This window comes from Pseudomonas silesiensis (assembly GCF_001661075.1).
GTDB classification, from domain to species: Bacteria; Pseudomonadota; Gammaproteobacteria; order Pseudomonadales; family Pseudomonadaceae; genus Aquipseudomonas; species Aquipseudomonas silesiensis.
This window is the reverse complement of the sequence record NZ_CP014870.1, coordinates 1,589,716-1,611,188: the sequence shown is the minus strand read 5'-3', so window position 1 is coordinate 1,611,188 and position 21,473 is coordinate 1,589,716. Positions and strand designations below refer to the sequence as shown.

Annotated in this window: 9 protein-coding genes; 4 read left to right on the top strand and 5 right to left on the bottom strand. The window is 62.2% G+C overall.

Annotated features, from left to right (window positions below; genetic code table 11):
• Nucleotides 1-11: 11 nt before the first annotated feature.
• The 3 genes from PMA3_RS07305 to PMA3_RS07295 form a co-directional block, all read right to left on the bottom strand.
• Nucleotides 12-533 carry a GNAT family N-acetyltransferase gene (locus PMA3_RS07305; protein WP_064676530.1) on the bottom strand — a complete coding sequence of 174 codons (522 nt, stop codon included), beginning with the start codon at nucleotides 531-533 and terminating at the stop codon, nucleotides 12-14.
• A 232-nt stretch (nucleotides 534-765) separates the two neighbouring features.
• A complete protein-coding gene (locus PMA3_RS07300) occupies nucleotides 766-2,091 on the bottom strand; it encodes an ATP-binding protein (protein ID WP_064676529.1) in 1,326 nt (441 codons plus the stop codon).
• On the bottom strand, nucleotides 2,088-2,768 hold the full coding sequence (locus PMA3_RS07295; RefSeq protein ID WP_064676528.1) for a response regulator: 681 nt from the start codon (nucleotides 2,766-2,768) through the stop codon (nucleotides 2,088-2,090). Before PMA3_RS07295 ends, PMA3_RS07300 begins: the two co-directional genes overlap by 4 nt.
• 368 nt (nucleotides 2,769-3,136) lie before the next feature.
• Between PMA3_RS07295 and PMA3_RS07290 the strand changes: the two genes are divergently transcribed.
• From PMA3_RS07290 to dsbG, 4 genes are read left to right on the top strand one after another with little or no spacing between them, the layout of a single operon-like run.
• Entirely contained in the window at nucleotides 3,137-3,919 is a 783-nt protein-coding gene (locus tag PMA3_RS07290) for a hypothetical protein (RefSeq protein WP_064676527.1), read from the top strand.
• 60 nt (nucleotides 3,920-3,979) lie between these two features.
• Nucleotides 3,980-5,716: a protein-disulfide reductase DsbD gene (gene dsbD, locus PMA3_RS07285; RefSeq protein WP_064676526.1), complete on the top strand. Its 1,737-nt coding sequence runs from the start codon at nucleotides 3,980-3,982 to the stop codon at nucleotides 5,714-5,716.
• Nucleotides 5,716-6,582, top strand: a complete 867-nt coding sequence (locus PMA3_RS07280) for a TlpA disulfide reductase family protein (protein WP_064676525.1) — start codon at nucleotides 5,716-5,718, stop codon at nucleotides 6,580-6,582. Before dsbD ends, PMA3_RS07280 begins: the two co-directional genes overlap by 1 nt.
• Nucleotides 6,558-7,328: a thiol:disulfide interchange protein DsbG gene (dsbG, locus tag PMA3_RS07275; protein WP_064676524.1), complete on the top strand. Its 771-nt coding sequence runs from the start codon at nucleotides 6,558-6,560 to the stop codon at nucleotides 7,326-7,328. Before PMA3_RS07280 ends, dsbG begins: the two co-directional genes overlap by 25 nt.
• 148 nt (nucleotides 7,329-7,476) lie before the next feature.
• Here dsbG and PMA3_RS07270 read toward each other — a convergent pair whose 3' ends face one another.
• Together PMA3_RS07270 and PMA3_RS07265 are read right to left on the bottom strand one after the other, a co-directional pair.
• On the bottom strand, nucleotides 7,477-8,289 hold the full coding sequence (locus tag PMA3_RS07270) for an alpha/beta fold hydrolase (RefSeq protein WP_064676523.1): 813 nt from the start codon (nucleotides 8,287-8,289) through the stop codon (nucleotides 7,477-7,479).
• 206 nt (nucleotides 8,290-8,495) lie between these two features.
• Nucleotides 8,496-21,473: a non-ribosomal peptide synthetase gene (locus tag PMA3_RS07265; RefSeq protein ID WP_064676522.1), complete on the bottom strand. Its 12,978-nt coding sequence runs from the start codon at nucleotides 21,471-21,473 to the stop codon at nucleotides 8,496-8,498.

The following is a 21,473-nucleotide window of genomic DNA, read 5'->3' as shown; positions in this document are numbered from 1 at the left end:
GTGGAAACGCATCAGGGTCGCGGGGATTTAGCCCTCTGATCAGCTTTGCGTGAAGGGGGCGACAAGCCTTTGTGCATGGGAATCGCTTGCAGGCCCGCGACCAGGAACGATTGGGCGCAAGGCCGGTAGCCGAGATGTCGGTAAAACGCTTCGCCGGTGCGGGTGCTGTTGAGTCGCGCCTGGCACCAGCCCTGATTGGCCAGCCAGCCTTCGAGGTCCTGTACCAGCGCTTGCCCGGCCCCCCGTCGAAACCATTCCGGCTGTACATAGCAGAAGGCGATCCTGCCGCTGATCGAGGCCATGGCAACGCCGACGGGCTTGTCTTGCAGCAGGGCGATATTGAGGTATAACCGCGGGTCGCTGAGCCAGGGCTGGATGTGTTCGATGGTCTTGCTATGGGTCCAGGTGGCAACGGTTTGCGGATGGTTGCGATGATCGATCGCGCAACCGACGCGGATGGAGCGCTCGACGATGCGGCTGATGATGCCGGCGTCGGCGACGCTTGCCTTGCAGATGTGTATCGATGCATCCATGGCGCTGTTACCTCAATCCATTGAGTCAAAGCTGGCGGGGACGATAGCGCCGCGGGGGCTCGAATGCCAATGGAGAGAAGTTACATCTGATGTGCACCACAGATCCCTTGCAGGAGCCGGCTTGCCGGCGAAGGCGGTGTGTCAGGCGCCGTTGATGTCGCGGCTGATGGCCTCTTCGCTGCGATGCGGCGACCCGACAAGCCGCCTCCTACAGGGGGGGTTGTGGTGTTGGTCAAACGGGTTGCAGCGGCATGGTCAATTCGACCCGCAATCCATCCGGCCGGCTGTCGAAACGCAGGGTACAACCACAGCGCTGAACGATGGCCTGGACGATCGCAAGCCCCAAGCCGCAGCCGGTGCTCTGGCCGTTGCGCCAGAAACGTTGGGTCAGGTGTTGCAGATCTTCGTCGGCAATACCAGGGCCATGGTCGCGCACCACAAACTGCACGTGGTTGTCGGCGGTTTCCAGACTCAGCTCCACGGGACCGTCACCGGGGGTATGACGCAGGGCATTGTCCAGCAGGTTGCGCAGCGCCGCGATGGACAACACGGCCGGCATTTGCACCGGGGCGTGCGAGATCTTCGGCGGCACCTTGAATCTGATTCGCTGGCGGTCACCGCTGGCGGCGTCCTGAATGGCCAGTTCCGCCACTTGCTCAGCGCTGCACTGCGCACCATCGTCGAACGACAGACTGCCCTCGACCCGCGCCAGCAGCAGTAACTGCTCAAGGGTCCGGTGCAGGCGATCGGCACCCTCTTCGGCCCGGGCCAGGGACTGATCCCGGGCCGCGCCTTCGGTCATGCGCGCCACTTGCAGGTGGGTCTTGATCGCTGTCAGCGGGCTGCGCAACTCGTGGGCCGCGTCACCGGTCAGGCGGCGCTCGCGCTCGATGGTCTTGCCGATCCGTTGCAACAGCTGATTCTGGGTATCGAGCAAGGGCTGCAGTTCACTGGGCAACGGCTGGATCTGCAAAGGCTCCAGGGAATCGGCGCTGCGCCTTTTCAAGGCATCGCGCATGCGATTGAGCGGCGCCAGTCCCTGACCGATTCCCAGCCATAACAGGCACAGGCAGCCCAGCAACGCCACGCCGACCGGCACCGAGGCGGCCAGCAGGATCGACATGTTCAGGGCTTCGCGCTCGATCTGCCGATCGGCCGTGGTGATGCGCAGATCGCCGCGGGCCAGGGTAAAACTGCGCCACGGCGCGCCGTCGATCATCTGATCGTGGAAGCCCATCTTCTCGGCTTCCAGGGTTTGTTGCGGGTCGGTGTGGCTGCGGGCGAGGATTTCACCGCGCAACGAGCTGACCTGACACGCCATGCCGCCGGGGATATTCAGTTGTTCGGCGCTGAAATGGGTGCCCTCGCCCTTGCTCGGCAACGCCGGCAATTGCTCCATCAGACCGGCGACCATGCGCGCCGAAGCCACCAGCCGCTGGTCGAGGGAAAACATCATTTGATTGCGCAGGTCGCTGAGCATCCAGGCCGCCGCCAGGGCCCAGATCAGCGCAAAAGCGGCGCCCAGCGTGAGGCTCAGGCGCAAACGCAGGCTCATCACTTCGATTGATCTCCGCCGTCCGCCGGCCCCAGGCGATATCCCAGGCCGCGCACCGTTTCGACGATACCGTTACCCAGTTTACGCCGGAGGTGATGGATATGAACGTTAAGGGCGTTGCTTTCCAGTTCGTCGTTGAAGCCGTAGACGCTGTCTTTCAGTTGTTCGGTAGACAGCACCCGTCCACGGTTATGCAACAAGGCTTGCAACAGTGACTGCTCACGACGCGAAAGGTCCACCGGCTGACCGCCGAGCATGGTTTCGCGGCTGCTCGGGTCGTACGTCAGGGCACCGTGCTCGATCAGATTGACGCTGCGCCCGGCCACCCGGCGCAACAGGGTGTGCAGACGCGCCGCCAGTTCGCGCAGGTCGAATGGCTTGAGCAGGTAATCGTCGGCTCCGGCCTGCAAACCATCGACACGATCGGTGACCGAGTCCCGCGCCGTGAGGATCAGCACCGGAATCTCCAGGCCGTGATGGCGCAGCTGCTGCAGTAGCTTCAGTCCATCCTCATCGGGCAGGCCGAGGTCGAGCACCATCACGTCGAATTCGGCGACCTTGAGCATCGCCCGGGCCGCCGAGGCAGTGGCCACGTGCTCCACGGTAAGGCCCTGAGCTGACAGGCCAGCGACGATGCCGCTGGCGATCAGCTCATCGTCTTCGCAAACCAGTACGTGCATGGTGAGCTCCATAAAAAACACGATTTGAACAGACCAGCATTAAGTCGCGATTATGTCCGGGACCGCGACGGGATAGAAGCAAAAATCTGACCGTAAATAGTGTGTTACGCCAGCCATTACAAATGCAACGCATGGCGGCAACCATAGTCCATTATAGAGCCATCCCGGCTTGTCCTGCCATATATCGCAACATTTCCACTTTAAAAAACAACACACAATCTTCGCTTCAAGATATAGCATCAAGAACCATCACCAAACTGCATTAACAAAACAAGAATTACGGACCTGCCGCACAGCGATGCCGGCACTATTAATTCACTGATAAAGCAATATTCTTCACAACATTAACAACCAAAAGGAATTGGATCATGTCAACACTTGAAAATTTTGTAGCTGTCGATTGGCGCGCAGGAAAAGATAAAATCTTCTTCTTTTTTAAAGACAGCAATACCTACAGCCGATTCCACATCGGCAATAACCGGGTGGACGAGGGGTATCCAAAACCGGTCAAATACAGTAACTGGCACGATTTTCATGTGCATGCCAAGGACCTGCGATTCGGCTTCGCCAGCACCTCGATTGAAGGCTGGAACCTTGATCAGGACATTCTTTGGCTCTTCTATTACGACGCCTCGACACCGATGGTTTGCAAGTATGACCAAGATAGTGACAAGGTCATGAGCAATGATCGCGTTGAAGACACAATATGGGAAAATATCGTTCCGTACTTTGATCGTATCGTCGCGGGCACATGGTGGCAAGTATCTGTCGATAAACCGTTTGTCTTTCGATTCATCATGAACAACGGCCACTTTTTATATATCAACATCGGCATGGGACAGCCCGACAACAAGCCCTATTTTCGCATTGAACGCATCAACGACAGCACATGGCCTGGCTTGGCGCCGTACAAGGACCGGATCATAACCGCCGTGCAAAACGATCGGTCATTGGCCGATAGTTACTACTATATCTTCCTGACTGATAACGAGTACATCACCTACAACATCCCTGAAAAAAGAATGGAATACGGCCCGAAAAAAGTCGATAACGACACCTGGCCCGGACTACTACGCGGACCAAGACCTGAAATGTCAGCGACCGCGTCTGGTTTTGGCGTTGAAGCTTCAGTTTCCATACCCGCTGATTAATCATGGGTTAATCACCGCCCCCCATTGTGCACCCCACGTGCACAGACAACGGGCTTACCCATGCGTCAACTGTTTCTCCTTTTTGCGCTCTTGATCTCGGGCTTGGCCCAAGCGGGGGCCAATCCGTTCGAAACCAAACCCGACTTTCTTCCGGTCGGCCAGGCGTTCATTCTCACTTCCGAGCGCCTGGACTCCGGGGAAACCCAACTGTTCTGGCAGATTGCCAACGGTTATTACCTGTACCAGAAGCGTCTGAAATTGGATGGGCTGACTCAGGATCAGCAGCCTGTATTGCCTGCGGGCGAGTCGCACAGCGATGAATTCTTCGGTGAACAGCAGGTCTATCGCCAAGGCCTGGAACTGAAGATCCCGGCAGGCGCCACGGGTCAGATCAAGGTGGGTTTCCAGGGTTGCGCCGATGCCGGCCTGTGTTACCCGCCGCAAACCCAGGTGGTGGATCTGGGTGGAAACGCTGCGGCATCGGCCGTTGGCGAAGCACCTGATCAAGCCTTGGCCAGCGGCCTGCAACAGCGGGCACTGGGCTGGAGCCTGCTGGTGTTCTTCGGCCTGGGGTTGCTGCTGGCCTTCACCCCTTGCACCCTGCCCATGCTGCCGATCCTGGCCGGTTTGATTGTCGGCAGTGGCGCCACGCCCCGACGCGGGTTTGCCCTGGCCAGCAGCTATGTGATCTGCATGGCGCTGGTGTATGCGGCGATGGGTGTGCTGGCGGCGTTGCTTGGCGCCAATCTGCAGGCATTGCTGCAGAACCCTTGGTTGCTGGGTACCTTCGCCACGGTGTTTGTGCTGCTGGCGTTGCCGATGTTCGGCTTCTTCGAGTTGCAATTACCGGTGGCCGTGCGGGATCGCCTGGAGAATGTTTCTCGCAACCAGCGCGGCGGCAGTCTCTTTGGCGCTGGCGTCCTGGGGGCCGTCTCCGGTTTGCTGGTGGGTCCGTGCATGACCGCTCCGCTGGCGGGCGCCCTGCTCTACATCGCGCAAAGCGGCAATGCGTTGCATGGCGGGCTGATACTGTTCGCCATGGGCATCGGCATCGGCGTACCACTGCTGTTGCTGGTGACGGTGGGCAATCGCTTCCTGCCTAAACCCGGCGCGTGGATGAACCTGCTTAAAGGCGTGTTCGGCTTCCTGTTCCTCGCCACTGCGCTGCTGATGCTGCGTCCGGTGCTGGCTGAATCCCTGTGGGTCGGGCTGTGGGGTGCATTGTTGTTGATCGCCGCCTACAGCGCCTGGAAACAGTCCGAAGGGTTCGGGCGAGTCGCTCACCTGTTCGGTGCCAGTTCGCTATTGCTCGGCTTATGGGGCAGCCTGCTGATGATCGGTGCCGCCGGCGGCAGCGATGATCCGTTCAAACCGTTGCAGGTCTACAGCGCAACAAACCCGGGCAGCGCCACAAGCCCTGTCGGTCACGACGCCTTCACCACCATCAAGGACCCCGCCGCCCTGCAACGGGAGCTCGATGCGGCTCAGGCACAAGGGCAATGGGTGCTGCTGGACTACTATGCCGACTGGTGCGTGTCGTGCAAGGTCATGGAAAAACAGGTATTCGGCAAAGCCCATGTGCTGCAAGCCTTGAGCGATGTGCGCTTGCTACGGCTCGATGTCACCGCCGACAATGCCGCCAGCCGCGAACTGCTCGCCCGCTATAAAGTGCCGGGGCCACCGAGCCTGTTGTGGCTCGGTGCCGACGGCATCGAGCGCCGCAGCCAGCGCATCACCGGCGAGGTCGATGCCGACACCTTCCTGCAACGTTGGACCACCACCCGAGACGCCCGTTAATGCTGACTTTTACCCTCGGTACCTTTGCCATTGCGCTTAATCACCTGCTGCTGATCAGTGCCTTGGCGCTGGCGACCTTTGTCGGCTGGCGGGTGGCCAAGCGCGGTGGCGAGAATCCCGAGTCGGCGCTGTTCAGCTTGTTCCTGCTGGGCATGCTGGCGGCGCGAGTAGGGTTTGTCGCCGTTTACTGGACCCATTATCGGGACGATCCGTGGCAGATGATCGACCTGCGTGACGGCGGTTTCCTCGCCTGGCCAGGCGTGATCGTGCTGCTGCTCGCGGCCTTGTATCGAGGCTGGCGTCGCCCCGGCTTGCGCCGCCCACTGGGATTTGGCGTGGCCAGCGGTCTGGCGTTCTGGCTGCTGGCGACGTTTTCCCTGACGATTTACGAGCAAGGCACTCGCCTGCCGGAAATAACCCTGCGCAATGCCGCCGGTGAAACCGTGCAGCTGGCCGACTACAAGGGCGGCCCGCTGGTGATCAATCTCTGGGCCACCTGGTGCCCGCCGTGTCGCCGGGAAATGCCGGTGCTGGAAGATGCCCAGCAACAGCGCCCGGACCTGACCTTCCTGTTCGTGAACCAGGCCGAAAGCATGCAAAGTGTCAGTACCTATCTGGAAACCCAGGGCCTGAGCCTGTCCAACGTCCTGTTCGATGGTGGCGGCCGATTGGGCCAGGCCGTCGGCTCCATGGCATTGCCGACTACGCTGTTCTATAGCCCTGAAGGTCGCTTGCTGGGCAGCCATCTGGGAGAATTGTCGGAAGCCAGCCTGGCCCGCGCCCTGGAAAGCTTCGACACCTCTAATCCTGCCACATCAGCCACTTCTTCAAGGAAACCGCCATGCCCCGCCTCCGCCACCTGCTGACACTGGCCTTGGGTGCCACCCTGTTGCACCTGCCGTCGGTGCAGGCTGCCGAAGAACTGCCCGAAGCGATCAAAAAGATCGAAGCCAAAGGTGCGAAAATCGTCGGCCAATTCGATGCCCCCGACGGTTTGCGCGGCTATGCGGCGCAGTACCAGAACCGGGGCATGGCACTATACCTGACCCCGGATGGCAAGCATGTCCTGCTGGGCAATCTGTATGACGCCGAGGGTAATGACCTGAGCAGCGCGCCGTTGCAGAAGCTGGTTTATGCACCGATGGCGAAAGAAGTCTGGGCCAAACTGGAAACCAGCCACTGGATCGCTGACGGCAAAAAAGACGCACCGCGGATCGTCTATATGTTCAGCGATCCAAACTGCCCTTACTGCAATATGTTCTGGGAACAGGCGCGGCCGTGGGTGAAGGCCGGCAAGGTGCAGTTGCGCCATATCATGGTCGGCATCATCCGTGAAGACAGCCCGGGCAAATCGGCGGCGCTGCTGGCCGCCAAGGACCCGCAGAAAGCCTTGCAGGACCATGAAGGCGCCGGCAAGGGCAGCTCGCTCAAAGCCTTGAAAGAAGTGCCGCCGGCGATTCAGGCGAAGCTGGCGGCGAACATGCAGTTGATGGAAGAGCTGGAGTTGTCTGCGACACCGGCGATTTTTTATATGGATGACAAGGGAGAGCTGCAACAACAGCAAGGCGCGCCTTCGCCGGACAAATTGGTGAAGATTCTCGGGCCGAAATAATAGTTTGGCCGTTGGATTTGTGGTGACAGCAATAATGCCATCGCGGGCAAGCCACGCTCCCACAGGTTTTTGTGTCGTTTGTAAATATTGTGAACGACACCATACCTGTGGGAGCGTGGCTTGCCCGCGATGGCTTCTGTATGAGCGACTAATTTCTCTGGGCCAGAAACTCCAGCAATGCCTCGGTCACGAACCGCGCATTCTCCAGATTCGAGATATGCCCCGCCTCCGGCACCAGTACATAGGGGCAACCGATCAACTCGGCCATTTCCCGGGTTTCCGCCGGTGGCCGTGGTTGATCCTGGTCCCCGCACATCAGCAGCGTAGTGTCAGCGTTCAGCTCGTGCAGGCGCGGTAGCAGATCAGCCCGGCCAAACGTGATCCGCCCCATCGGCACGATGCTTTGGAGCAGACGATCCGCTGGCAGCGCCGCCAACGACGCACGGAAATCCTGATAAAGCGCCGACTTCTGGTCGATATCGGGATGGAAGAAGATCGGCACAATGATATCCAGCAGCTGTGGCGTTATCACGCCGGCATCTTCGATCTGCTTTAACAAAGAGAAATAATAATCGCGGGTCGGCTCGGGCTCTTCACCGAGATAAGTGTCCATCAGGACCAGGCCGTTGATTCGCCCGTGCGCCGATAAAGCCAGGCGCGCGCCCCACATGCCACCGACCGAAAGCCCCACCAGGGTGACGCATTCGATGTCCAGATGATCGAGCAAGGCCAATCCCTGGCGAGCGATGTCATCCAGTGAAGTGGTTGTTTGCGGTAGTGGCCCGGATTGGCCATGACCCCACAGGTCCGGGGCGATCACCCTGTATTGTTGCGTCAGGGCGGCAATCTGCGGCGCCCACATGGCCTGGTCCCAGAGATAGCTTCCGGCCAGCAGCACTGCCGGGCCCGTGCCTTGATCGATGTAGTGCAGCGGTTGTCCGTCTATGGTTACGAAGGGCATTGACTGTTTCCTTGGTGAAATGGGATTCACTTAAAGAGCAGGGGCAGCCTGAGGTGGGCGGAAACGGCAGTCAACGCGCAAATTTTCGCAAAATGTGCCGGCCCCATCGCGAGCAAGCTCGCTCCCACATGGGCCTGCATACACAGATCCATTGTGAGAGCGAGACCGGCTTGCCGGCGAAGGGGGGCTTGACCGACGCCGGAGAACTACAGGCCCTCCAACTCCGCCATCAGATCATTCAACCGATCCACCTTCTCCTCGGTGATGTCACTCGCCGCCAACCCCTCGATATGCTCGGCCAATTCCTCCACCGTGCTGCACTCGAACATCGCCCGCAGCGGCACATCGCGTTGCAAGGTTTTCTGCACCCGCGAAGCAATCTGCGTCGCCAGCAGCGAATGCCCACCCAGTTCGAAGAAGTTGTCGCGAATGCCGACCTTCTCGACCTTCAGCACTTCGGCCCAGATATCAGCCAACGTCTGCTCCAGCGTATTACGCGGCGCCCGGTAATCCTGGCTCTGCAACTGACCGATCTCCAGCACCGGCAGGGCCTTGCGATCGAGTTTTCCGTTAGCGTTGAGCGGCATCCGCTCGAGCCACAGCCAATGCAGCGGTACCATGTATTCCGGCAGCTCGGCGCGCAGGCGTTGCTTGATGCGCTCAAGGTGTTCGCTCGGATCCTGCGCCGAGTCAGCCGCAACCAGGTAACCCACCAGATGCTTGCCGTTCACCCCTTCCTGCACGCCGACCGCCGCTTCACGGACCTGCGGTTGCTCATGCAGACGGGCTTCGATTTCACCCAGCTCGATGCGGTAACCGCGAATCTTCACTTGGTGGTCGATGCGCCCGACGTACTCCAGCACGCCGTCACTGCGACGACGGGCCAGGTCACCGGTGCGATACAGGCGATCTGCACCAAACGGGTTAGGCACGAACGCCTGCGCCGTGCGCATCGGGTCGCTGACATAACCGCGGCCCACCCCGGTGCCTGCGACGCACACTTCGCCCACCGCCCCCAACGGCACCAATTCCAGCGTGCCATCGAGCAAATACAAACGGTTGTTGTCGGTCGGCGTACCGATCGGCAAATAGCTGCCGCGCGTCGACGCCAGGTCCACGCGGAAGAAGGCCACATCATCCGAGCACTCCGCCGGGCCATAGGCATTCACCAGTCCGGTATCCGGGTAGCGCAGCAGCCATTGATGCGCCAGTTCCGGCGGCATCGCTTCGCCGGTCGGCAGCATCCAGCGCAGACCGTCCAGGCTCATGCGTTCCTGGGCGAGCATGCCCTGGATCAGCGACGGCACGCTTTCCAGCACGGTGATGCCCTGGCTCTGCACATGGGCCAGCAAACCTTGCGGGTCATGGGCGATGGAGTTCGGCACGATGTCCACCCGCGCCCCGAACAGCGGTGCGGCAAGGAACTGCCAAACCGAAATGTCGAAGCTCTGCGAGGCGGTCTGGGCGATCACGTCGGCATCGCTCAGGTTCAGGTACGGCACTTTGCTCAGCTGGTTGTTGAGCATGCCGCGCTGCTCGACCATCACCCCCTTCGGCAGACCGGTAGAACCCGAGGTGTAGATCACGTAGGCGAGATTGTCCGGACCGCTGTAGATACCAGGATTCATCAGCGAAACATCGCTCGCTTGCACCTCTTCCCAGACCAGCAACTTCGGACGATTGGCGCACCCGAACTCATCGAGCAATGCCATGGCCTGCTCGCGGCAAGCTTGAGTGCAGACCAGCAACGGCGTGCGGCTCAGGTCGATGATCCGGCTCAAACGCTGACTTGGCAGTCCCGGGTCCAGCGGCAGGTAACCGGCGCCGGCCTTGAAGCTGCCGATAATCATGCCCAGCAGATCGAGGTTACGTTCGGCCAGCAACGCCACCGGTTGATCCAGCCCGACGCCGGCCGCGACCAGCGCATGGCCGAGGCGGTTGCTGCGCTGATTCAGCTCAAGGTAACTGTGTTGCTGATCCAGGCAGCTGGCGGCCATCCGCTGCGGATGCCGGGTCACCTGCGCTTCGAACAACTCGACGTAACTCTGCTCCAGCGGGTAATCGTGCTCGCTTTGGTTGCAGCCATGGATGAGGAAGTCCTGTTCCTCGGCCCCCAACAGCGGCAAATCGGCCATGTCGCCATGGAAGCCTTCGACCAGCGCCAGCAGCAGACGCTTGAACTCGCCAAGCATGCGCTCGATGGTCGACTCGTCGAAATAACGCTGGTCGTAGGACAGGTGCAAGCCCAGGTCATCGCCCGGATAGCACACTGCGGTCAACGGGAAGTTGGTGTGGGTACGACCCGAATCCGAGGTCGCATTGAGGCTTTGCGCACGGTCCAGCACCGAGACTTCCACCGGGGCGTTTTCGAACACGAACAGGCTGTCGAACAACGGCTGGCCCTTGGGCAGTTCGCTGTTTTCCTGAATGTTCACCAGTGGCAGGTACTCGTACTCGCGCAACTGCATGTTGCTGTCGAGCAAGCCGCTCAACCACTGGCGCACGCTGCAGCGCTGGTCGTCTTCCGGCATCTTCACCCGCAACGCGATGCTGTTGATGAACAGGCCCACGGTGCGCTGCATCTGCGGCATTTCCACCGGGCGCCCGGCCACAGTGACGCCGAACAGCACGTCGCGATCACCGCTCAAGCGCCGCAATACCAGGGCCCACGCCGCCTGGGCGAAGGTGTTGATGGTCAGCTGATGCGCCTGGGCCAGTTCGCGCAGTCGGGCGCCGTCACGGGCATCGAGACGGGTGTAGCGGTCGCCGACGAGCATGCCGCCGCTGTCACCGGCGTGTTCGCGCAGGAACGGCCGGTCGCTCGGAATCGGCGTGGTACGCTCGAAGCCTTGCAGGTTGTGCTTCCACCACTGCCGTGCCTCGGCCAGGCTCTGGCGTTGCAGCCAGCCGATGTAGTCGCGATACCGCGGTGGCACGGCCAACTGCGCTTCCCGGCCTTCGCCAAGGGCGCTGTAGATTTCGAAGAAGTCGTTCATCAACAGCGAACGGCACCAGGCATCGATCAGGATGTGGTGGTTGCTCATCATGAACCAGTAGCGCGCTTCGCCGACCTTGATCAGACGCAGGTGGAAGGGTGCCTGGTTGAGCAGATCGAAACCGGCCTCGCGCTCGCTTTTGAGCAGTGCCTGCAACTTCGGCTCTTGCCCGGCCTCGGCGATAGCGCTCCAGTCCAGGTACTCGATCGGGGTGCTGCCCGGTTTGTGGATCACTTGCAGCATGTCTTCGCCGACGTTCCAGCAGAACGACGCACGCAAGGCTTCGTGACGGGCGATCACCGCCTGCCAGGCCTGGGCGAAACGCTGCGGATCGAGCTCGCTGTCGATGCGGTAACGGTCCTGCATGTAGTAGAGGCCGGTGCCCGGTTCCAGCAGGGTGTGCAGCAGCATGCCTTCCTGCATCGGTGTCAGCGGGTAGACGTCTTCAATGACCGCAGCCGGCACCGGCAGCGCATCGAGTTGCGGCTGGGTCAGCCTGGCCAGCGGGAAGTCCGACGGTGTCAGGCCGCCCGCGTTGTCCTGCAGGCAATGCTCGACCAGGCTCTGCAATTCGCCAAGGTAAGCGTCCGCCAAATCGGTGATGGTTTGCCGATCATGGCGTTCGGCGCTGAAGGTCCAGCGCAGCACCAGCTCACCGCCGTACACCTGACTGTCGACGCTCAGCTCGTTGGGCAGCGGCGCTTTCGGATCGTGTGCGGCGCCGACCGGCTCATCCAGCGGATGGAACAACGCATCGTTGCCGAAGCTCTGGTCGAACTGGCCGAGGTAGTTGAAGGTAATCGGCGCCATCGGCAGTGCAGCCATGGACTGGCGGCACGGCTCATCGGCCAGGTAGCGCAACACGCCATACCCCAGACCTTTGTGTGGCACTGCGCGCAATTGCTCCTTGATCGCCTTGATCGAGGCGCCCTGCTCTTGCATTGGCATCAGGCGCAGTGGATAAGCGCTGGTGAACCAGCCAACGGTGCGGGTCAGGTCGATCTCGTCGAACAGGGTTTCGCGGCCGTGGCCTTCGAGTTGAATGAGCGCCGATTGCTGCCCGCTCCAGCGGCACAACACCCGCGCCAACGCGGTCAGCAACAAGTCGTTGACCTGGGTGCGATAGGCACTCGGTGCCTGTTGCAGCAATTGGCGGGTGCGTTCGCTGTCGAGGCGTACGCTGACGGTCTGTGCATGGCGATTCTGCCGACCGCCCTCGGGGCGTTCGCACGGCAAATCAGCGGTCGGCCCCGCCAGTTGCGACTGCCACCAGCCCAGCTCTTCACGCAGTGATTCGCTGCCGGCATACGCCTGCAGGCGTGCGGACCACTCCTTGAAGGCACTGGTTTTCGCCGGCAATTTGACCGACTGGTGCGTGGCCAGTTGGCGATACGCGGTTTGCAGATCGTCCAGCAGCACCCGCCAGGAAACCCCGTCCACCACCAGGTGATGAATGACGATGAACAGCCGTTGCTGGTCGCCGGGCGCATCGACCAGCAGGGCGCGTACCAGCGGGCCCTGTTCGAGGTCGAGGCTGCGCTGGGCATCGGCAAACAGTGCGGTGCATTTATCCATGGAGGGCACGCGCACTTGCCAGAGCACCGGTGTTTCGCAGACCGGCTGGTGTTCGGCGGTCCATTGCCCTGGGACTTCAGTGAAACGCAGGCGCAAGGCGTCGTGTTGTTCGATCACGGCCAGCAGCGCCGCTTCAAGGCAATGGGGTTCCAGGGGCACGGTCGGTTCCAGCAGCAATGCCTGGTTCCAGTGCTGACGCTGTGGGATTTCAGTGTCGAAGAACCAGTGCTGGATCGGCGTCAACCGCGACTCGCCGGTGATCAGGCCTTGTTCAGCGCGCAGCTGCTCGACACGGGTCGCCACGGCGGCCAGGGTCTGCACGGTCTGGTGCTGGAACAAGTCCCGCGGGCTGAAGTGGATGCCCTGCTGGCGGGCCCGGCTGACCACCTGGATCGACAGAATCGAGTCGCCACCCAGTTCGAAGAAGTTGTCGTTGAGCCCCACCTGCCCTACGTTCAGGACCTCGCACCAGATGTCGGTCAGGGTCAGTTCAAGCGCGTTGCCCGGCGCCACGTACTGCTGGCGGTTCAGTTCCGGGTCCGGTGCCGGCAGTGCGCGGCGGTCGAGTTTGCCGTTGGCGGTCAGCGGCCACTGAGCCAGCAGGATCAGGTGCGTGGGCACCATGTAGTCCGGCAGTTGCGACTTGAGGTGAACCTTGAGGGATTCGCGCAGTTCGGCTTGTTGCGTTTCGTCCTGTTCGGCGAGCTCGGTGACCACGTAGCCGACCAGTTGCTTGCCACTGGGTGCATCGAGCGCCAACACCACCGCTTCACGGACCGCTGCGTGTTCCAGCAGTCGGGTTTCGATTTCGCCCAGCTCGATGCGGAACCCGCGAATTTTCACTTGATGGTCAATACGCCCAAGGTATTCCACCAGACCATCGGCGCGCTGACGCACCAGGTCGCCGGTGCGGTACAGACGCCCGCCATCGGCGGCGAACGGGTCGGCGACAAAACGCTCGGCCGTCATCCCCGGACGCTGGTGATAACCCTGGGCCAGACCGGCGCCGCCGACATACAACTCCCCCGTCGCGCCCTGCGGCACCAGCGCCAGGTCGGCGTCGAGGATGTAAGCCACGCGAGCGCCGATCACACTGCCGATCGGCACGCTGCCCAGGCCTTCTGCCAACTGTTCCGGCGCCAGGCTGGCCAGCGGCATGACCACGGTTTCGGTCGGGCCGTAGGCGTTGAAGAACAGGCTCGGCTTGAACGCCGCGCGGATTCGCTGCAGGTGTTCGCCGGTCAGGGCTTCGCCGCCGGTGATGCACATGCGCACCGGTAGCGTCTCGTTCCGGGTCGCCAGCCATTGGGCCAACTGGCTGCCGTAGCTCGGGGTGAAGCCAAGGATGTTGATGTGGTGACGGCGGATAAGACCGCAGATTTCTTCCGCGTCCCACTGGCCCTGGGCACGCAGGATAACCTGGGCACCACTCAGCAAAGGCACGAGCAAGCGTTCGGTGGCGGCGTCGAAGTTGATCGAATAGAAGTGCAGTTCGCAATCGTCCGGGCGCATGCCGAAGCGCTCGATCACGGCGCGGCAGTGCATGGCGATTTCACCGTGGGACACCACCACGCCTTTGGGCTTGCCGGTGGAGCCGGAGGTGTAGATCAGGTAGGCCTGATGTTGCGGCAGGCTGATAAATGGCAGCTCGCTGGCAGGATAGTTGAGCAGTTCGGCAGAGTCTTCTTCCAGGCACCAGCGGGCGACAGTGGAAGGCAACTCACCCAGTGCGTCGAACATCGCCGCATCGCTGAGCAGCAAACCGATGCCGCTGTCTTCGATCATGTAGTGCAGACGATCCAGCGGGTATTCCGGGTCCAGCGGCACGTAGGCGCCGCCTGCCTTGAGGATCGCCAGCAGGCCGACGACCATTTCCAGCGAACGCTCAAGCGCCAGGCCCACCCGGACCTGCGGGCCGACCCCACGTTCGCGGAGCATCCAGGCCAGGCGATTGGCGCGGCTGTCGAGTTCGGCGTAGCTCAGGGTTTTGCCGGCAAAGGTCAGTGCCGGAGCATCCTTGCGCACCAGCGCCTGCTCGCTGAACAGATGATGAATACACTGATCCAGGCGATGCTCGCCCGGTTCGACGCCGAGGCTGTCGAGCAGGTGTTGCTGTTCGCTCGCGTCCAGCAACGGCAGCTCACTGAGACGCTGTTGCGGATCGGCCAGCAGCGCTTCGAGCACATTGCGCCAATGCCCGGCCATGCGCGCAATGCGCGGTTCGTCGAACAGGTCGGTGCTGTAGGTCAGGCAGCACCCCAGGCGGTGATCGAGGTCAGTGACTTCCAGGTTGAGGTCGAACTTGGTCGCCCGGGCATCGTTGGCCAGGTATTCGACGGTCATGCCGGCCAGGGTACGGCTCTGCTGGAATTCCCAGCGTTGCACGTTGCACATCACCTGGAACAGTGGGTTGTACGCAGCGCTGCGCGGTGGCTGCAAGGCCTCGACCAGATGGTCGAATGGCAGGTCCTGATGGGACTGGCCCTCGATCACCGTGTGGCGAACCTGCTCGAACAACTCGCCGACGGACATCTGGCCGTCGAGCTGGCAGCGCAGTACCTGGGTGTTGAGGAACGCACCGATCAACCCTTCGCTTTCCGGACGGATCCGGTTGGCGACAGGGGCACCGATGCGCAGGTCGGTCTGGCCGCTGTAGCGGTAGAGCAGCACGGCCAGCGCGGCAGTCATGGTCATGAACAGGGTCAGGCCGTGGGCTGCGTTGAAGGCGCGAACCCGGGCGGCAAGCTCATCGCTGAGGTCGAAGCGAAACAGTTCGCCCTGATGACTTTGCACCGGCGGCCGCGGACGGTCGGCGGGCAATTCCAGCAGCGGATGTTCGCGCCCCAGCTGTGTGGTCCAGTAGTCGAGCTGGCGCTGGCGTTCGCCGGATTCCAGCCACTGGCGCTGCCACACGCTGTAATCCAGGTACTGCACCGGCAGCGGTGCCAGCGGCGATTCGCGGTCCTCGACAAAGGCTTCGTACAGCGCGCTCAGCTCCCGGGCGAAAATGTCCATCGCCCAGCCTTCGGTGACGATGTGGTGCAGGGTCAGCACCAGGTAGTGTTCCTGTTCGGCGGTCTTGACCAGGCAGGCGCGCAGCAGCGGTCCGGTTTCCAGATCGAATGGCGTGTGGGCTTCGCTGTCGGCCAGTTGCTGCACCCGTTGCTCACGGCTGTCGGCATCCAGCGTCGAGGAATCCTTGCAGTCCATGCGCAGGCCGGTTTCTGCATGAACCTGTTGCCGGGCCACGCCGTCAACGCTCGGGAAGGTCGTGCGCAGGGTTTCGTGGCGCATGATCAGCGCCTGCAACGCCGCTTCAAAACGCCCGACGTCGAGCACCCCGCGCAGCCGCGCCATGCCCCCGACGTTGTAGGCCGGGCTGTCCGGTTCCATCTGCCAGAGGAACCACATGCGTTGCTGGGAATAGGACAACGGCACCACCTGGCTCCGGTCGACTGTCTCGATCGGTGGCTGTTTGTTGGTGTTGCCGCTGGCCTGAATCGACTGCACCTGGTCGACAAACGCGCCCAGTTCACTGTGCTCGAACAGCGCCCGTAGCGGCAACTCGACGTCGCAGGCCTGGCGGGTGCGGGAAATGGTTTGCGTGGCCAGCAGCGAGTGGCCGCCGAGGGCGAAGAAATCGTCGCGCAGACCGATCTGCGCAAGGCCCAGGACCTCGCGCCAGATACCGGCGATTTGCTGTTCCAGCGCAGTGACCGGCGCGACGTGTTCGCGAACTTGCCACTGGGGTTCGGGCAAGGCGCGACGGTCGAGCTTGCCGCTTGGACTCAGGGGCATTTCGTCCAGACGCATCAGCTGCGCCGGGACCATGTATTCAGGTAACTCGGCGGCCAGTGCGGTTTTCAGGCGCGCGGTTTGAGCATCAATGTCTTCAGAAGAATCGCTGGTGGTGTAGTAACCGATCAACTGTCCGCCGGCCGCCGTTTCACGCACCAGCACCACGGCTTGTGCAACGCCCGCCTGGATCAGCAGCCGCGCTTCGATTTCTTCCGGCTCAACCCGGAAGCCGCGCAGTTTGACCTGCTGATCGAGGCGACCGAGGTAGTCGATCACGCCATCGGCAGTCCAGCGGACACGGTCGCCGGTGCGGTACAGACGCGCACCCTGCTCGCCCAGCGGATCGACGACGAAGCGCTCGGCGGTCAGGCCCGGGCGCCCCAGATACCCTCGTGCCAGGCCGATGCCGCTGATGCACAATTCACCCGGTACACCGACCGGAACCGGATTGAGATCACCGTCCAGCACGCGGCACACCACGTTGCCCAGCGGACGCCCGATCGGCGAACGTTCGCCATCGGCGGTGGTGCACTGCCAGTGAGTGACGTTGATCGCTGTTTCCGTCGGGCCATAGCGGTTGTGCAATTGCACCGCCGGCCATTGTTCCAGTACCCGATTGCGCAACTCGGCAGGCAAGGCTTCACCGCCGCAGAACACACGCCGCAGGCTGGCACAGCCGGCGGTCAGCGGTTCGTCGATGAACAGCGCCAGCAAGGGTGGCACGAAGTGCAGCGTGGTCACGCCGTAGGTTTGAACGAGTTGCGCAATGCGGTGCGGGTCGCGGTGTTCGCCGGGACCGGCGAGCAGCAACCGACTGCCGGTGATCAAGGGCCAGAAACACTCCCACACCGATACATCAAAACTGATCGGCGCCTTTTGCATCAACACGTCAGTGTCGTTCAGGCGATAGGTGTCCTGCATCCATTGCAGGCGTTCGGCGAGGGCGGCGTGGGTGTTGCCGACACCCTTGGGCTGACCGGTGGAACCGGAGGTATAAATCACGTAGGCAAGGTTGTCGCCGTGCAGGTGCAGGCCCGGCGCATGGCTCGGCCAGCCATCCAGATGCAAAGCGTCCATGGCGATTACGCTGACACCGTCGCTGGCGGGCAGTTGGTCAAGCAATGGGGTCTGGGTCAGCAGCAATTCGACACCGCTGTCGTTGAGCATGTAGGCCAGGCGTTCGGCCGGGTAGTCCGGGTCCAGCGGCACGTAGGCGCCACCGGCCTTGATGATCGCCAGCAGGCCGATCAGCAACTGTGGCGAACGCTCGGCGGCGATGGCCACGCAGACATCCGGACCGACGCCCTTGTCGCGCAGGTAATGGGCCAGGCGGTTGGCCTGACTGTGCAGTTCGGCGAAGTCGAGTTGGCCGCCGTCCCAGATCAACGCGATGCGCTCGGGCGTCAGGCGCGCCTGTTCGTGGAGCAGCTCTGGCAACCATTGGCTGGCCGGCTTGCAGGGTGCTGCGCTCCAGTTTGCTTGCTGATCGAGCTCACTCGACGTCAGTAATGGCAGGTCGGCAATCAGGGCGTGCGGCTGTGCGCAAACCGCCCGCAGCAGGTTGCTGAAATGCTCGGCCAGCCGCTCGATGGTGGCGGCGTCGAACAGTTCGCTGGCGTAGTCGAAGGACAGGCTCAGGCGACCCTTTTGGTCTTCCTCACTGTGCAGTTGCAGATCGAACTTGGCTTCGCGGCTGTGCCATGGCAGTTCTTCGGCGAGCAGCCCGGGCAGACGTTTCAATGCGCTGAGGTCCCGTTGCTGATGGTTGAACATGACCTGGAACAGGCCTTGTTCCCGAGCCTGCGGAAAGGCTTCGAGCAGTTGTTCGAACGGCAGGTCCTGATGCACTTGTGCGCCCAACGCCGCCTGACGGACCTGCGCCAGCAAGTCAACGAATGGCTGTCGCGGATCGACCTCGGTGCGCAGCACCTGGGTGTTGATGAAAAAGCCGATCAGGCCCTGGGTTTCCAGGCGCGGACGGTTGGCGTTGGGCACGCCGATGCGGATGTCGCGCTGGCCGCTGTAGCGGTGCAGCAGGCTCCGGAAGGCGGTGAGCAACAGCATGAAGGTCGTCGATTCATGGGCCTGGGCGGTCTGGCGAATGGCATCGCTCAACGTTGCGCCAAGCTTGATGGAATGACGGGCAGCACTGTGGCTGTGTTGCGTCGAGCGCGAGTGGTCGGTGGCCAGAGTCAGTGTCGGATGCTCATCGCCCAACTGTGCTTTCCAGTAGGCCAGTTGCCGCTCGCCCTCCCCTTGCGCCAGCCATTGGCGCTGCCAGCCGCCGTAGTCGGCGTAGTGCGTTGGCAGTGCCGCCAACGTCGCGGTCTGGCCCTGGGACGCGGCGGCATAAAGACGCGAGAACTCGTCGATCAGCACGTTCAGCGACCAGCCATCGGCGATGATGTGGTGCAGCGTCACCAGCAACTGGTGATCCTCATCATCGAGGCGCACCAGGGTCACCCAGAGCAGTGGACCTTTCTCCAGGTCGAATTGGGTGCGGGCTTCGTCCTCACGAATTTGCAAGGCGCGGGCTTCGCGCTCGACGGCTGGCAGGTCGCTGATGTCGATCAATTGCAGGTTGAATTCGGCGGCGGAGTCGATCTGTTGCAGTGCTACGCCGTCACGTTCGAAGAAGCGTGTGCGCAAGGATTCGTGACGCTCGATCAGTTGCTGGAAACTGGCGCGCAAGGCGTCTTGATCCAGCTCGCCGCGCAGGCGCAAGGCACCGGGAATGTTATAGGCGCTGCTTTGCGGGTCCAGTTGCCAGGTGATCCACAGACGGTTTTGCGCCAGGGATTGCGGCATGGCTTCGGTGCGCGACAGTGGGGTGATCGAGCCTTGGGCCAGGCCACCGTCCTGTTGCCGTTCAACCAATGCAGCGGTAAACGCACCGAGAGTTGGCGCTTCGAACAACAGGCGCAGGTTCAGTTCCAGGCCTAGTTCTTCGCGCAGACGCGCGACCACTTGCGTAGCGGCAATAGAGTTGCCGCCCAACAGGAAAAAGTGATCGTCGGCATTGACCTGTCCGATCTGCAGTTGCTCGCACCAGATCTGGCCGATCAGGGTTTGCAGCCCGGAGCCGGATTCGGTTTTCGCCTCATGCTCGCTGGCCACCGTCGGGAACTGCGCATAACTGTCGAGGCTGCCGTCCGCCAGCCGATCGCGGCACGCCGAGCGTTGCAGTTTGCCGCTGGACGTCTTGGGCAGCGCCCCCGGATTGAGCAGCACCACCACGCCCGGCGCCTCCTGATACGCCTCGGCCACCGCTTGGCGAATGGCTTTGATCAACGCGTCGGGCGCGAGGATTTTTTGCACGCTGCGGCTGATTTCCGCCGCGATGCCGATGCCTTCCTGCCCGTCGATGTTCACGGCGAAGGCGGCGACGCGCCCTTTGCGCACCACGTCCACTTCGCGCTCGACAGTCTGTTCGATGTCCTGCGGATAGAGGTTGTGCCCGCGCACGATCAGCAGGTCCTTCAGGCGCCCGGTGATGAACAGCTCGCCGTTGCGCATGAAGCCCAGGTCGCCTGTGCGTAGCCAGGTACGGCCGGCGTGCTGGACGAAGGTCTTGGCGGACGCTTCGGGGTTGCGCCAATAGCCGTGGGCGATGCTCGGGCCGCAAGCCCAGACCTCGCCGACGCTGTTGTCCGCCAGTTCGTTGCGCGCCGAGGGATCGACGATCAGTACCGCGTGATCCGGTTGGCCGACGCCGCAGCTCATGATCGCGCTGCCCTCCCCCGGCTCGACACGGTTTTGCGCCAGGGCCTGATCATCCACCCGCAGGTTGCCGATACCCTGGCCGCGAGGGCTGCCGGCGACGAACAGCGTGGCTTCGGCCAGGCCATAGGACGCCATGAAACTGTCTGGATTGAAACCGCAAACGTCGAACTTCTCGGCAAAGCGTTCCAGCGTGTCGAGGCGAATCGGTTCGGAGCCGGAATACGCCACGCGCCAGCCGCTCAGGTCGAGGCGCTCCAGGGCCGATTCGCTGACCCGCTCGCTGCACAGCCGATAGGCAAAATCCGGCCCGCCGCTGATGGTGCCGCCGTACTCGCTGATCGCTTCCAGCCAGCGCAACGGCCGGCCGAGGAAGTAGCCCGGCGACATCAGGATGCACGGCACGCCACTGAAGATGGGTTGCAACAGGCCACCGATCAGGCCCATGTCGTGGTACAGCGGCAACCAGCTGACGATCACGTCGTCCGGGTTCAGATCGATGCCGAAGCCGTGGCGAATCAGCAATTCGTTCGCCACCAGATTGCCGTGGCTGACCTGCACACCTTTCGGCAAGGCGGTGGAGCCGGAGGTGTACTGCAAGAAGGCGATGTGGTCGTCCTGCAGGTCCGGCGCGACCCAACGTTCGGCCAGCACGCTATCCAGGGTATCCACGCACAACAACGGCGGCGCGCCTTCGATGTGCGCCAACGAATCTTCCAGGCCGGCGCTGGTCAGCAACAGACGCGGCTCGGCATCGCTGATGATCGACAGCAGGCGTTCCTGATGATGACGACGGGTCGATTCCGGTGGATAAGCCGGCACCGCGATGACCCCCGCATACAGGCAACCAAAGAAGGCCGCGACATAATCCGGGCCACTGGGGAACAGCAGCACCGCGCGATCGCCGAACTCGGCCTCGGCCTGCAATGCGCCGGCAATGAGGCGTGCCCGCTGATCCAGTTCGCGATAACTGAGCACCACAGCCTGATCCTCGGTTTCGGCGAGAAAACGCAAGGCCACCCGGTCCGGCGTCAGGGCCGCGCGGCGCTGGAGAGCTTGGACCAGGGTGCTGGGGAGTTCGAACGCGTCGGTCAT

What these genes read in the sequence shown, in the direction of transcription:
- PMA3_RS07305 (WP_064676530.1), bottom strand. Translation starts at nt 533, where the DNA reads ATGGATGCATCGATACACATCTGCAAGGCAAGCGTCGCCGACGCCGGC.
- PMA3_RS07265 (WP_064676522.1), bottom strand. Translation starts at nt 21,473, where the DNA reads ATGACCGACGCGTTCGAACTCCCCAGCACCCTGGTCCAAGCTCTCCAG.
- PMA3_RS07270 (WP_064676523.1), bottom strand. Translation starts at nt 8,289, where the DNA reads ATGCCCTTCGTAACCATAGACGGACAACCGCTGCACTACATCGATCAA.
- PMA3_RS07295 (WP_064676528.1), bottom strand. Translation starts at nt 2,768, where the DNA reads ATGCACGTACTGGTTTGCGAAGACGATGAGCTGATCGCCAGCGGCATC.
- dsbD (WP_064676526.1), top strand. Translation starts at nt 3,980, where the DNA reads ATGCGTCAACTGTTTCTCCTTTTTGCGCTCTTGATCTCGGGCTTGGCC.
- dsbG (WP_064676524.1), top strand. Translation starts at nt 6,558, where the DNA reads ATGCCCCGCCTCCGCCACCTGCTGACACTGGCCTTGGGTGCCACCCTG.
- PMA3_RS07280 (WP_064676525.1), top strand. Translation starts at nt 5,716, where the DNA reads ATGCTGACTTTTACCCTCGGTACCTTTGCCATTGCGCTTAATCACCTG.
- PMA3_RS07290 (WP_064676527.1), top strand. Translation starts at nt 3,137, where the DNA reads ATGTCAACACTTGAAAATTTTGTAGCTGTCGATTGGCGCGCAGGAAAA.